Here is a 12,775-nt window from a genome sequence, read left to right on the forward strand (position 1 = left end):
ATTCACGCGGAATCGCTGGGGTCGGTGGACGTGGGGCCATAGGGTAGGCGAAGTCGCCAGTGCGTGCCCGTCATGGCGTCGAGCCTGCCATCCACCATGGCTGCCAGCGCCTGCAGGAGGGGCAGGTCTGCGCGGTCGATGTCGGCATCCGACTGCATGTCGAGGGTCATCGCCCCCGACGCGTTCTCATCGCCAGCCAGTACCAGGATCAGCGGGTTGTCCGCCTCCGAGGCGGCGCGCATCACGGTCTGCGCGATGCGGAACGCGACCAGTGCGCTGTCCGCCGCAAGGGAATGCGGCAAGGCCGCCAGTGCGAGGGCTGCGCCGGGAAACAGCCGCTCGTGTTCGGCACGCAGGGCGGCATCCAGGCCGATCGAGTCCAGTTGCGGCGGATGCAGCGTCGCGTGCAGCTCGCGCACGAGGGCGACGGCCTCGTCGCTGGCGCGGATGATTTCGTGCAGGTCTTCCTGACGGATCTCCGGATCATCCTCGGACTGCACCAGATGCGCGCCCATGCGGATCGCCGACAGCGACTGCCCGACCTGGTTGTGCAGGGCACGGCCAACGCGGTGACGATCGGCTTCCTGCAGGCGGAACAGCTGCAGCAGCAGTTGGGCGGAGGACGGCGAAGTCGGCATCGAGGCACACGTTGCGGGCGTGGCCGCAGTATGCCAGCGCGGCTTCCGGGTCGTGCACCCGAGGGCCGGAAACGCGATGGGGCGGCCCTAGGCCGCCCCATCAGCTTCAATCGTGTCCAGCGGGATGCGCGATCAGAACAGTTCGACCGTACCCGCGCCCATGTTCTGCTGCGCGACCGGCTTGTGCGGCGGACGCTCCCATTCGGTGCGCTGGTCGCGCAGGCGGTTGCCGATCAGGCGCAGTGCGCTGAGCAGTTCGTTGTCGGTGGCGCCGCCCGAACGGTGCAGCAGTTCCTGCAGGGCGAGCGCTTCCTTGTTGATGGCGGTCAGGCGGTCCAGATGCGTGGTCGCGCTGCCCAGCGACTGGGTGGCGATGTCTTCGAACTGCAGCGAGCGGACGGCCTCGGCGACGCTGGCGTCGATGGCGTGGCCGCACATCGAGACCTCGCGCATGCCGTCGCCCAGCGAGGCGTTGATCGCGGCGACCTGGTTCAGCATGCCGGCCGCTTCGCTACGGGCTTCGCGTGAACGGTCCAGGTCGCGCGAGGCCATGTTCGACACGGTGTCGCGCACCTTGGCGATGGATTCCTTCGAGCTGTGCGCCAGCTTGCGGATCTGCTCGTTGAAGGCGGTGGAGCGTTCGGACAGATTGCGCACCTCGTCGGCGACCACCGCGAAGCCGCGTCCCGCTTCGCCGGCACGCGCCGCTTCGATGGCGGCGTTCAGTGCCAGCAGGTTGGTCTGGTCGGCGATCGACTTGACGTCTTCCAGCAGCGAGAAGATGCCGTCCAGGTGCTGCGCCATGTCGTCGATGTGGTGCACGGTGGTGCCGCTCTGGCCAGCCACCTGTTCAAGCGCCTCGACCAGTTGCTCCATGCGCTGGCTGGCGTTCTGGGCGAAGCGCGCCACGTCCACGCCGGCACGGTCGCCTTCGCCGTTGCGGTCGATGATGCGGGAGATCGCTGCGCTCTGTTCACGCGATTTGCGGTTCATCGCATCGAAGCTGCCGCCCAGGTTGCCGACGGCTTCGCGGATCAGTTCGCGGGCACGGTCGATCTCGCTGCGCGAGCCCTCGATCTCGTTGTTGACGAAGCGGCGCAGTTCGGTCAGCAGGGCATCCTGTTCGCGCACGACGCTGGCGTGCTCGGGGGAGATCTGGTGCGAGGTCGTCACGGTCAGCCAGGCGAAGATCAGCCAGGCCAGGGTCAACGACGTCAGCAGCGCCCATTGCAGGGCATTGGGCCAGTCGAAGCCGACCGACACCGGGAACAGCAAGGTGAGGATGAGGGGTGCCGCCAAACGAACCAGGATGCGCGAATACATGGGTGCTCTCTGCTGAAGCTCACTGATGAGTATCGGCCGTGCGGATCGGCTCTTTAGGCGGGAAATCCGGCGGTTCCGGAGTTGCGGGCGATCTGTGACGGACGTTGCCGCTTGTGCGACAGGTTGTTGTGGGAGCGACGTGAGTCGGGATGCTCCTCGTTCAGGCATCGTGGTCCCGTCATCGCGACTTGCCTCGCTCCCACAACAGCAATCCTGGAGACTCAGGCGATCGCCGCGGCCAGGTCGAGCAGGCGCTGGGCGATGCGTTCCAGCGGCAAGGCTTCCTTGGCGGCGCCCAGGCGCATGGCGGCGCCCGGCATGCCCCATACGACGCTGCTGGCTTCGTCCTGCACCAGCGTCGGTGCGCCGGCCTGGCTCATTTCCAGCAGGCCGCGCGCGCCGTCGTCACCCATGCCGGTGAGGATCGCACCCACCGCATTGCCGCCGGCGCTCTGCGCGACCGAGCGGAACAGGACGTCGACCGCCGGCTTGTGGCGGTTGACCGCAGGACCGTCGTCGATGCGGGCACGCCAGCGCGCACCGTCGCGGATGATCCGCATGTGCTGCCCGCCGGGCGGCAGGTACGCGTGCCCCGGCAGGATGGCTTCACCGTCGCTGGCCTCGCGCACGGCCATGGCCGAATGCCGGTCCAGCCGTTCGGCGAAGGCGCGGCTGAAGCCGGCCGGGATGTGCTGGGTCAGCACGATGGCGGGCGCGTCGGCCGGCATCTGCTCCAGCACCACGCGCAACGCTTCGGTACCGCCGGCGGACGCGCCGATGGCGATCAGGCGGTCGGTGGTGCGGAAGCGCAGGGCGGGCGGTGCGGGCAGCGCGGTGTCCAGGCCGACGCGCGGTGCACCGGTGCGCGCGAGCGGACGCACGCGCGCCTTCGCCGCGGTCTTGACCTTGGCGATGATCTCGTCGGAATACGCCTGCAGGCCGCTGGCGACGTCGAGCTTGGGCTTGGAGACGAAATCCACCGCGCCCAGCGCCAGCGCCTGCAGCGTCGTGTCGGCGCCACGCTCGGTCAGGGAGGAAATCATCACCACCGGCATCGGCCGCAACCGCATGACGTTCTCCAGGAACGCCAGGCCGTCCATGCGCGGCATTTCCACGTCCAGCGTCATCACGTCCGGATTGAGGCGCTTGATCTTGTCGCGCGCCAGCAGCGGATCGGCGGCGGAACCGACGACCTCGATGCCGGGGTCGCGGGACAGGATTTCGGTCAGGATCTGGCGCACGACCGCCGAGTCGTCGACGATCAGCACGCGGCAAGGGGACGTACTCATCAGAACAGCTCCACGCCCCCGGTGACGGGAGCCTTGGACAGGCGGGCGCGGGCCGCGGATTCGGCGGCCAGCACTTCGGCATCGTGGGCATGCGGCAGGCGCTGCACGACCGCACGGCCGGTGTCGGGGAAGTACCACACCTTGCGCGGATGGATGCCGCGCAGGTCTTCGGCCACCACCGGAATGCGCTCGGCCTCCAGGTAGCGGCGGACGAACTCGGCGTTGCGCGTGCCCACCGGATTGCTGGTGAAGCCCTTCAGCACGTTGGCGCCGCCGAACACCTTGGCCTGCAGCCGGCTGCGCGAGGCGCCGCGCTTGAGCAGGTCGTTGATCAGCAGTTCCATCGCGTAACTGCCGTAGCGCGCCGGCGCGCCGTCGCCGACGTTGCCGTCGGGCAGCAGGAAATGGTTCATGCCGCCCAGCTTCAGCAAGGGGTCGCGGATGCAGGCGGCCACGCACGAACCCAGCACGGTGACCAGCGCAGTGTGATCGTCCACCACCAGGTACTGCGTGGGCAGCAGCTTGGCGGCTTCGGTCTTGAAGCGGATGTCGTGGTAGCGCAGCACGCTGCCATCGGCGAAGGCGGCCGCGGCGGCGCTCATGCGGCGCCCTTGGCGCGGCGGTACAGCGTGCGACCGCACGGCTGGATGATGTCGGCCGCGTGCAGGTAGTTTTCCGAATGCCCGGTGTACAGCATGCCGTCGTCGGCCAGGTGCGGGACCAGGCGCGTGAGGATGCCGCGCTGGGTCGGCTTGTCGAAATAGATCATCACGTTGCGGCAGAACATCGCCACGAACGGGCCGGTCACGTCATAGCGTGGCGCCAGCAGGTTGAGCGGGCGGAACTCGATCAGCTGCTGCAGCGCCGGATGCACGCGGCACTTGCCTTCGTTGGGGCCGCTGCCGCGCTGGAAATAGCGCCGTTTCAGCGCGTCGCTCAGGCCGGCGATCCGCTCGACCGGATAGACGCCGCGTTCGCCGGTGGCCAGCACCTGCGTATCCACGTCGGTCGCCAGGATGCGCACCGGCGGCGTCAGCGTGCCATAGGCCTCGCAGGCGGAGATGGCGATGGAGTAGGGCTCTTCGCCGGTGGACGCGGCGCAGGACCAGATCTTCAGCGGACCGTCGTGGCGGCGCTTGGCCAGTTCTTCCTGCAGGCGTTCGAAGTGGTGCGGCTCGCGGAAGAACGAGGTGAGGTTGGTGGTCAGCGCGTTGGTGAACGCCTGCCATTCGTCGCCGCCGTCGCGTTCCAGCTGGTCCAGGTAATCCTTGAAGCTGCGCAGGCCGAGCGCGCGCAGGCGGCGCGAAAGCCGGCCATAGACCATGTCGCGCTTGCCGTCGGCCAGGGCGATGCCGGCGCGCTGGCGGATCAGGTCGGCGACGCGGCGGAAGTCGCGGTCGTCGAACTCGAAGTCACGCGTGCCGCTGGCAGGTGCGTCGTCGGCGGGGAGCGGGGAAGTCCGTCGGGTCGAGGTTACCGGGGCGATGGAGCGGGTACTGACGGACATGGGCGTCTCGAGAGAGCGGGTACTGAGGGAGTACTCGACCGATGCACCGTCACGGGGACGGTACATCGATCATCGGCTGGACTGATGCAAACCGCGTGCCTCAGAACTCCTGCCAGTCGTCGCCGTCGGCCAGGGCCGGTTCCAGCACCGCTTTGGCGGCGGCCCGGACGGCCGGCTTGGCCGGCGCGGCAGCGGGAGCCGCCTTGACCGCCTTGGCGGCGGGCGCCGCGTGGGCATGCAGCTTGAACACCGACACCGATTCGCTCAGGACCTGCGCCTGTTCTTCCATCGAACGGGCGGCGGCCGAGGCTTCTTCCACCAGCGCGGCGTTCTGCTGGGTGGTTTCGTCCATCTGCGTGATGGTCTGGTTGACCTGCTCGATGCCGGCCGACTGTTCCTGCGAGGCCGCCGAAATCTCGGCCATGATGTCGGTCACGCGCTGCACGGAGGCCACGATCTCGGCCATGGTGGTACCGGCCTGGTTCACCAGTTTGGAACCATCGGCGACCTTGTCCACGGACGTCTCGATCAGGCCCTTGATCTCCTTGGCCGCGTTGGCCGAGCGCTGGGCGAGGGTACGTACTTCCGAGGCGACCACGGCGAAACCACGGCCCTGTTCGCCGGCACGGGCGGCTTCCACCGCGGCGTTGAGCGCCAGGATGTTGGTCTGGAAGGCGATGCCGTCGATGACCGAGATGATGTCGGCGATCTTCTTCGACGACTGCTCGATGTCGCGCATGGTCGTCACCACCTTGCCGACCACGTCGCCACCCTGCGACGCCACGCCGGCGGCACCGATCGACAACTGGTTGGCCTGGCGTGCGGACTCGGCGTTCTGGCGCACGGTGGAGGTCAGTTCCTCCATCGAGGCGGCGGTTTCTTCCAGGTTGGCGGCCTGCTGCTCGGTGCGGCGCGACAGGTCGGAGTTGCCGGAGGCGATCTCGCCGGCGGCGGTGTTGATGCTGGTGGAGGCGTCCTGGATGCGGCCGACGATGTCGGTCAGCTGCGTGACGGTGGCGTTGGCGTCGTCGCGCATGGTGGCGAACACGCCGTGGAAGTCGCCTTCCATGCGGGCGGTCAGGTCGCCGCGGGCGATGGCCTGCAGCAGCTCGGACACTTCCGCCAGGTTCTCGTCGGTCGTCTCCATCAGCTGGTTCAGGCCGTCGATCATGTCGCGGAAGTCGTACTGGTACTTGTCCACGTCGCCGCGCTGGGTGAAGTCGCCGGACGAGGCGGCCATGGCTAGGCGCTTGATCTCGCCGTTGATCGCGGACAGGTTGGCCTTGGTGGCGTCCATCGTCTCGGTCAGGTTGGCCTTCTCGCCGGGCAGCTTGGGCATGTCCTGGCTGAGGTCGCCGACCGAGTAGCGTTGCATGATCTTCAGCGCATCGCCGATCGCCTGCAGGTGCGAGGCGACCAGGGCGTTGGTGTCGCGCACCATGCGGCCGTACTCGCCCGGGAACGCGCTGTCGTCCATCCGGTAGCTGATCTGGCCTTCGTCGTGGCGCGCGGCCATGTCGCTCTGCGCGGCGATGACCGACTGCACCTGCGTCTGCATGCGCTGCATGGCGGTGAGCAGCTGGCCGACTTCATCGGAGCGGCTGGTGTCGATCTTGCCGTCCAGCTTGCCGGCGGAGACGTCGTTGGCCACGCGCACGGCTTCGCCGACCGCATTGGCGATGGCGCGGGCGAAGAACCAGGCCAGGGCCAGGCCGCCGACGATGCCGGCCAGCAACATGACGATCATCAGCGTGCTGGAGGCGGTGTAGGTGCTGTCGGCGTCGGCGCTGGCGCTCTTGGCCTGCTGGTCGACGACGTTGATCAGGGCGGTCAGTGCCCCGGTGGCCTTGCGGTGCTGGTCGCGCGTGGCACCGATGAAGGTGTCCACGGCGTCATCCGGCAGGCCGAGGTCGAGCATCTCCTGCACTTCCGTGTAGGACTGCTGGGCCGCTTTCCATTCCTTGGAGAAGGTGTCGTAGGCCTTCTTCTCTTCCGGGCTGGTGATGAGCTTGGCGTACCCCTGCCTGGCGTCTTCGATGCGCTTTTCGGTCTCGGCGGCCAGCTTCCTGGCCTCCGCCTTCACCGCGTCGCTGGCGCGCACATGCTGGCGATAGGAGTTGGTGCGGTACTCGCCGAGCAGACTCTGCATGTCGCCGGCGGCCTTGACGCTCGGCAGGACATGGCCGGTGACTTCGGTGGTGGCACCGTTCAACGAGTTCAGGCCCACGAAGGCCGCAATGCCCTGGATCAGCATCAGGGCCAGTACGACGCCGAAGGCGAGCATCATCTTCGTCGTCAGTTTGAGGTTCTTGATCCGCTGCATGGGATTCTTTTTCCTTTACCGGGGCGCGCGCCGCGCCGCTCTCAGTGGCAACCAAGACAGGGCAGGGCGTCGTGCCCTGCCCGTGGGACGGCTCAGCGGATCGTTGCCAGCTTCAGGTTCGACGGCGAGTTCACCACGATCTCGGCGCGCGACTGGTCACGCTCGATGGTGCCGATCACGCAGACGTCCTTGCCTTCCAGTTCTTCCGGCGCCGGCTTGAACTTGGCGCGGGCGTCGCCCGGGATGCGCGCGGTGAAGGTGTGGCGCGGGAAGTTGCCGCCCATGTACAGGAAGGTCGGCGTGCCTTCGGTGTTCTCGGCGAAACGGGCCTTGCCCACCTTGCCGCAGACCGTACCGGCCTTGCCGGCGAAGCGCGGTGCCATGTCGGCCGGGATCGCGTTGTCGACCTGCGACTGGCTGTTGGCGGGCGCGGCGGGCATCAACAGGGCGGTGGCGGCGACGGCGATGGACAGGGTCAGGACGGACGCGATTTTCATTCCAGTAGCTCCGGATGGTCAGAAGGGATAAGGACTCTCCGCCTGAGATCGGCGCGGTGACGTGGAACTTGAGGTGATGGCGCCCCGGAATGGCGCCGATGCGCGTGACTGGGAGCTGCATCACACTTCGGCCGGTCGCGCGCCATTGCGCACGCCGGCACCGCGATGCGTCAGGACGCGGGGACAGCGTCCGCAGTGGATTCCACGACCGAGGCATAGCCGTGTGTCCCGAGCCAGTCTTCCAGCGCCGCGGGCGGCAGGGGCGGCGAGAACAGGTATCCCTGCAGCACGGGAAAGCGCTGCTCGGTGAGGAAGCGGTGCTGCGACTCGGTTTCCACGCCTTCTGCGACCACCTTCATGCCCAGGCTTTCGCCGATGCGCAGTACGGAAGATGTCAGCGTGCGCGCGATGGCGCTGGTGTCGATGTCGCGCACGAAGCTCTGGTCCAGCTTCAGTTCGCTGATCGGCAGGCGATGCAGGTGGCTGAGGCTGGAGTAGCCGGTGCCGAAATCGTCCAGCGACAGGCGCACGCCGAGCACGTAGATCGCCTCGATGTTCTCCAGCACATCCGGATCCGGGTCGAGCATGACGCTTTCGGTGATCTCCAGCGTCAGGTCATCGGGGACCAGGCCGTGTTCGTCCAGCAGGTCGGAGATCTGCAGCGACAGCTGCGGGTCGCGGAAGTTGATCGCCGACACATTGACCGACACGCGCGGGATATCGACGCCGCGTCGCCGCCAGTCGGCCATCTGCGCGCAGGCCTGGCGCAGGACCCACAGGCTGAGATCGGCGATCAGGCCGCATTCCTCGGCCACCGGCACGAAGCGCGACGGCGGGATGACGCCCAGATCGGCGTGGTGCCAACGGAGCAGCGCCTCGACGCCGTACAGCTGGCGTCCGTCGCAGCCACCGACCTGCGGCTGGTATTGCAGGTTCAGCTGGTTCAGCCGCAGCGCATCGCGCAACGCCGTCTCCAGCGAGACGCGTTCCTGCGCCAGGCGGTTCATGTCGACGCTGAAGAAGCGGAAGCCGCTGCCGCCATCGCGCTTGGCGCGGTACATCGCCATGTCGGCATGGCGCACCAGCAGATCGATGTCGCGGCCGTCGTCTGGGAACATGGCCACGCCGATGCTGGCGCTGGGATGCAGGGTCATCAGGCCGGCGGCGGTGGGCGCGGCGATCGCGCCCAGCAGGCGCTCGGCCACGCTGCCGGCCTGTTCGGCGCTGCACATCGGCAGCACTGCGACGAATTCGTCGCCGGCCTGGCGGCCGACGATGTTGATGCCGCCGAGTTCCTCGCTGAGGCGCGCGGCGACGTCGCGCAGCAGGCCGTCGCCGGCCGCGTGGCCCTGCGCGTCGTTGACGCGTTTGAAACGGTCCAGGTCGATGAACAGCACCGCAGCGGTACCGTTGCCCTGCGCGACGTTCGCCAGCGCCTGTTCGGCCTTGGCACTGAACATGATGCGGTTGGGCAGGCCGGTCAGCGTGTCGTAGAACGCGAGCTGGTGCACGCGCTCATTGGTCTGTTCGCGTTCCAGCGTCAGCGAGCACAGGTGCAGGCAGGTGTCGGCAAGGCGCTCGTGCAGCTCCTCGGGACCGCGGTTTTCCCGGTAGTAGAACGACAGCGTGCCGAGCACGCGGCCGCTGCTCGACTTGATCGGGTGGGTCCAGCACGCGCGCAGGCCGAGCGGCGTGGTCAGGTGGCGGGTGTTGGCGCACAGCGGATCGCTGGCGATGTCCTTGACCAGCACCGCGCGCCCGCGCCAGGCGGCCACGCCGCTGACGCCGGCGCGCGGGCCGATCGGCAGGCCGTTGATCTTGCGCGCCCAGGCTTCGGGCAGGCTCGGCGAAGCGAGGGCATGCATCAGTCCCTCGCTGTCGACGGTGATGATGGAGACCGTCAGCTCCGGCGCGATGTGCTCCACCTCGCGGCAGATCAGCGTCATCACGTCGGCGACGTTCCACTCGTGCACCAGCGCATCCAGCACCTTGTTGTGCAGCACCTGGTGCATCTTGGTCTGGGTGATGTCGCTGAGCACGCTGACCAGGCCCAGCAGCGAGCCGTCCTCGTCGTGCACCGGATTGATCGCCGTGGACAGCCACAGCGGACGACCGGCCTTGGTGTAGAGCAACACTTCGGTCTGCAGGCCTTCGCCGGCGGCCATCGCCCGGCTGATGCGCTCGTCCAGCGAGCCATCGGTGTGCGGTCCGGACAGCAGCTCCGCCGGCTTGATGCCGCGCAGCTCCTCCAGCCGGTAGCCCAGCATGCGGGTGAAGCCGCTGTTGACGTAGACGACCTCGCGGTCGGCCGAACTGATGAAGATCGCGTTGTCGCTGCTGTCCACGACAATGGACAGCTGGCGCAGCCGTGCCAGTTGCCGTTGCTGGTCGCTGGTGTCGCGGACAAAGGCGGTATGGAACACGTGGTCGCCGATGACGACCTTCGACATCGAGACCGAACACGCGCCTTCGCTGCCGTCGGGCCGCAGCAGGGTCGCATCGCGATGGCTGCCCAGCAGGGACGCCAGGGTGGATTCGGCGGTACCGCCGGCCGGTGTCTCGCCGAGCAGACGGGTGAAGGGCAGGCCGTGCACTTCCTCGCGGCGGCAGCGCCACAGCGTCTCCGCGGCGGGATTGAACAGCACCACGCGATGGCGGCTGTCGATGACGAACGCCGCGTCGACGGATTGCTCCAGGACATGCCACAGGCTGTCCTGCGCCGGCTCGACCGGCGCCTGTGCGTCGCGCAGCGGCGTCAGTGCGTTCAGCGTACGGCGAAGCATGCGCAGTCCTTGCCGTGCACCGGGGGGCGGCGGGCGTCGTCGTTGGCGGTGGTTGCGACGGTCATCGGGAGCCGGGAAAGGAAGCCTTCTGGTGACATATCGGCCATGGTCCGGGTTACTTGAACGCGGTCACGGGACAGGCGTGGAATGCGGCACGCGGTGCGTCAGAACTCCTGCCAGTCGCCATCGGCCAGGGCCGGTTCGGGCAGGCGTACCGCCGGCTTGCGGGCCACGGCCTTGGCGACCGGCTTCGGCGCGGCGACCGGGGCCGCGGCGACGGCCTTGCGCACCGGTGCGCTGGTGGTGGCGTGCAGCTTGAACACCGCCACCGATTCGGTCAGCGACTGCGCCTGCTCTTCCATCGAACGGGCAGCCGCGGTGGCTTCTTCCACCAGCGCAGCGTTCTGCTGGGTCGCTTCATCCATCTGGGTGATGGTCTGGTTGACCTGCTCGATGCCGGCGGACTGTTCCTGCGAGGCGGCCGAGATCTCGGCCATGATGTCGGTCACGCGCTGCACGCTGGCCACGATCTCGGCCATCGTCGCGCCGGCTTGGTTCACCAGTGCCGAACCATCGGCGACCTTGTCCACGGACGTCTCGATCAGGCCCTTGATCTCCTTGGCCGCGTTGGCCGAGCGCTGGGCGAGCGTACGCACTTCCGAGGCGACCACGGCGAAACCACGGCCCTGCTCACCGGCACGGGCGGCTTCCACCGCGGCGTTGAGCGCCAGGATGTTGGTCTGGAAGGCGATGCCGTCGATGACCGAGATGATCTCGGCGATCTTCTTGGACGACTGTTCGATGTCGGTCATGGTGGTGACGACCTTGCCGACCACATCGCCGCCCTGCGAGGCGACCGACGCGGCACCGATGGCGAGCTGGTTGGCCTGTCGGGCGGACTCGGCGTTCTGGCGCACGGTGGAGGTCAGTTCCTCCATCGAGGCGGCGGTTTCTTCCAGGTTGGCGGCCTGCTGTTCGGTACGGCGCGAGAGGTCGTTGTTGCCGGAGGCGATCTCGCCGGCGGCGGTGTTGATGCTCAGTGCCGCGGTCTGGATGCCGCCGACGATCTCGGTCAGCTGGCCGACGGTGGCGTTGGCGTCGTCGCGCATGATGGCGAACACGCCATGGAAGTCGCCTTCCATCCGCGCGGTCAGGTCGCCATCGGCGATCGCGCGCAGCAGGGCCGACAGCTGCGCGAGGTTGCGGTCGCTGGTGGCCATCATCGCGTTCAGGCCCTGCACCATCTGCAGGAAGTCGTGGCGGAAACCGGCTTCGTCGCCGCGCGCCGTGAAGTCGCCGGCGGCCGCCGCCTGCGCCAGGCGTTTGATCTCGCCGTTGATGGCCAGCAGGCTCTGCTTGGCGGCGTCCATCGCCTCGTGCAGGAAGGCGCGCGTGCCGGGCAGGCGGCGCGCATCCTGGCTCAGGTCGCCGCTGGCGTAGCGCTCCAAGATGCCGATGGCATCGCGGAAGGCATCCAGGTGTTCGAACATCATGGTGTTGATGCCGCCGGCCAGTTCGCCGTACACGCCGGGGAAATCTTCCGGCATGCGGTGGCTGATGTCCTCGGCGGCATGCAGGCGGATCATGTCGCGCGTCTCGTGCGAGAAGCGCTCCAGCATGTGCACCATCTCGTCGGTGGCCTTCAGCATCTGGCCGACTTCGTCGCGGCCATGGTGGCCGGTGCGCACGCTCAGGTCGCCGCGCGAGACGCCCTTGATCGCGGACAGGGCGCGCGCCACCGGTTCCAGCACCGACTGGCCGATGACCCAGCTGATCGCCATGCTCAGCAGCACCAGCAGGCCGCCGACAGCGGTCATGATGAAGGTGAACTGCAGCGCCTGCGCCTGGGTGTCGTCGATGTAGACGCCGGTGCCGACCACCCAGCCCCACGGCTGGTACAGCGCGGCGTAGGAGGTCTTCGGTACCGGATCTTCTTCGCCGGCCTTCGCCCAGCTGTAGTCGACATGGCCGCCGCCGGCGCGCGCCGCGCGCACGAACTCCGGGAAGATCCGCTTGCCGTCGGGGCTCTCGACGTCGCCCAACGGCTTGCCGATCAGGTCGGGCCGCGTGGGATGCATCAGCATGACCGGGGCTTCGTCGGTGACGAAGAAGTAGTCCACGCCCTCGTTGGCCTGCATCGCGGCGAGGGCGGCGAGCGCGCGCGCCTTCGCTTCGGCTTCGTCCAGCGTGCCGGCGTCGGCCTGTTTGGCGTAACTGCCGATCACGCCCAGCGCCATGTCGGTCTGCGCCTTCAATCCGGCCTGGCGCGTCGCGTTCAGATCCAGGTACTGCATGCGCGCCGCGATCACGGCGAGCGACACGACCCCCAGGGCGACCAGGGCGGTCTGGATCAGGAACCGGCGCTTGAGCGGCAGCGAGGAGAGGGTGGCGGCGATCTTGGCGGTGAACGTCATG

At 68.1% G+C, this 12,775-nt stretch carries 9 protein-coding genes; all 9 read right to left on the reverse strand.

Annotation, left to right across the window (positions count from 1 at the left end; genetic code table 11):
• Positions 1-2: 2 nt before the first annotated feature.
• Positions 3-638, reverse strand: a complete 636-nt coding sequence (locus IB230_RS00545; RefSeq protein ID WP_192267736.1) for a histidine kinase — start codon at positions 636-638, stop codon at positions 3-5.
• A gap of 132 nt (positions 639-770) precedes the next feature.
• Positions 771-1,961, reverse strand: coding sequence for a methyl-accepting chemotaxis protein (locus tag IB230_RS00550; protein WP_192267738.1), 1,191 nt, complete (start codon positions 1,959-1,961; stop codon positions 771-773).
• A 221-nt stretch (positions 1,962-2,182) separates the two neighbouring features.
• A complete protein-coding gene (locus tag IB230_RS00555) occupies positions 2,183-3,253 on the reverse strand; it encodes a chemotaxis response regulator protein-glutamate methylesterase (RefSeq protein ID WP_192271177.1) in 1,071 nt (356 codons plus the stop codon).
• Positions 3,250-3,852: a chemoreceptor glutamine deamidase CheD gene (gene cheD, locus IB230_RS00560; RefSeq protein ID WP_192267740.1), complete on the reverse strand. Its 603-nt coding sequence runs from the start codon at positions 3,850-3,852 to the stop codon at positions 3,250-3,252. The genes IB230_RS00555 and cheD overlap by 4 nt, the downstream gene beginning before the upstream one ends.
• A complete protein-coding gene (locus tag IB230_RS00565) occupies positions 3,849-4,757 on the reverse strand; it encodes a CheR family methyltransferase (RefSeq protein ID WP_192267742.1) in 909 nt (302 codons plus the stop codon). The genes cheD and IB230_RS00565 overlap by 4 nt, the downstream gene beginning before the upstream one ends.
• 100 nt (positions 4,758-4,857) lie before the next feature.
• Entirely contained in the window at positions 4,858-7,080 is a 2,223-nt protein-coding gene (locus IB230_RS00570; protein ID WP_192267744.1) for a methyl-accepting chemotaxis protein, read from the reverse strand.
• Between the two features lie 92 nt (positions 7,081-7,172).
• Positions 7,173-7,520 carry a hypothetical protein gene (locus IB230_RS00575; protein WP_192271179.1) on the reverse strand — a complete coding sequence of 116 codons (348 nt, stop codon included), beginning with the start codon at positions 7,518-7,520 and terminating at the stop codon, positions 7,173-7,175.
• Positions 7,521-7,747: 227 nt separating this feature from the next.
• On the reverse strand, positions 7,748-10,360 hold the full coding sequence (locus IB230_RS00580; protein WP_192267746.1) for an EAL domain-containing protein: 2,613 nt from the start codon (positions 10,358-10,360) through the stop codon (positions 7,748-7,750).
• A 164-nt stretch (positions 10,361-10,524) separates the two neighbouring features.
• The gene (locus IB230_RS00585; protein WP_192267747.1) at positions 10,525-12,774 is read right to left on the reverse strand and encodes a methyl-accepting chemotaxis protein; all 2,250 of its coding nucleotides are present in this window, start codon (positions 12,772-12,774) and stop codon (positions 10,525-10,527) included.
• Position 12,775 lies beyond the last annotated feature (1 nt).

It is taken from the genome of Pseudoxanthomonas sp. PXM01 (assembly GCF_014851815.1).
In the GTDB taxonomy this organism is placed as follows: domain Bacteria; phylum Pseudomonadota; class Gammaproteobacteria; order Xanthomonadales; family Xanthomonadaceae; genus Pseudoxanthomonas_A.

Coding starts and splice junctions, on each gene's coding strand:
- IB230_RS00545 (WP_192267736.1), bottom strand. CDS start 638: ATGCCGACTTCGCCGTCCTCCGCCCAACTGCTGCTGCAGCTGTTCCGC.
- IB230_RS00550 (WP_192267738.1), bottom strand. CDS start 1,961: ATGTATTCGCGCATCCTGGTTCGTTTGGCGGCACCCCTCATCCTCACC.
- cheD (WP_192267740.1), bottom strand. CDS start 3,852: ATGAGCGCCGCCGCGGCCGCCTTCGCCGATGGCAGCGTGCTGCGCTAC.
- IB230_RS00565 (WP_192267742.1), bottom strand. CDS start 4,757: ATGTCCGTCAGTACCCGCTCCATCGCCCCGGTAACCTCGACCCGACGG.
- IB230_RS00570 (WP_192267744.1), bottom strand. CDS start 7,080: ATGCAGCGGATCAAGAACCTCAAACTGACGACGAAGATGATGCTCGCC.
- IB230_RS00575 (WP_192271179.1), bottom strand. CDS start 7,520: ATGCCCGCCGCGCCCGCCAACAGCCAGTCGCAGGTCGACAACGCGATC.
- IB230_RS00580 (WP_192267746.1), bottom strand. CDS start 10,360: ATGCTTCGCCGTACGCTGAACGCACTGACGCCGCTGCGCGACGCACAG.
- IB230_RS00585 (WP_192267747.1), bottom strand. CDS start 12,774: ATGACGTTCACCGCCAAGATCGCCGCCACCCTCTCCTCGCTGCCGCTC.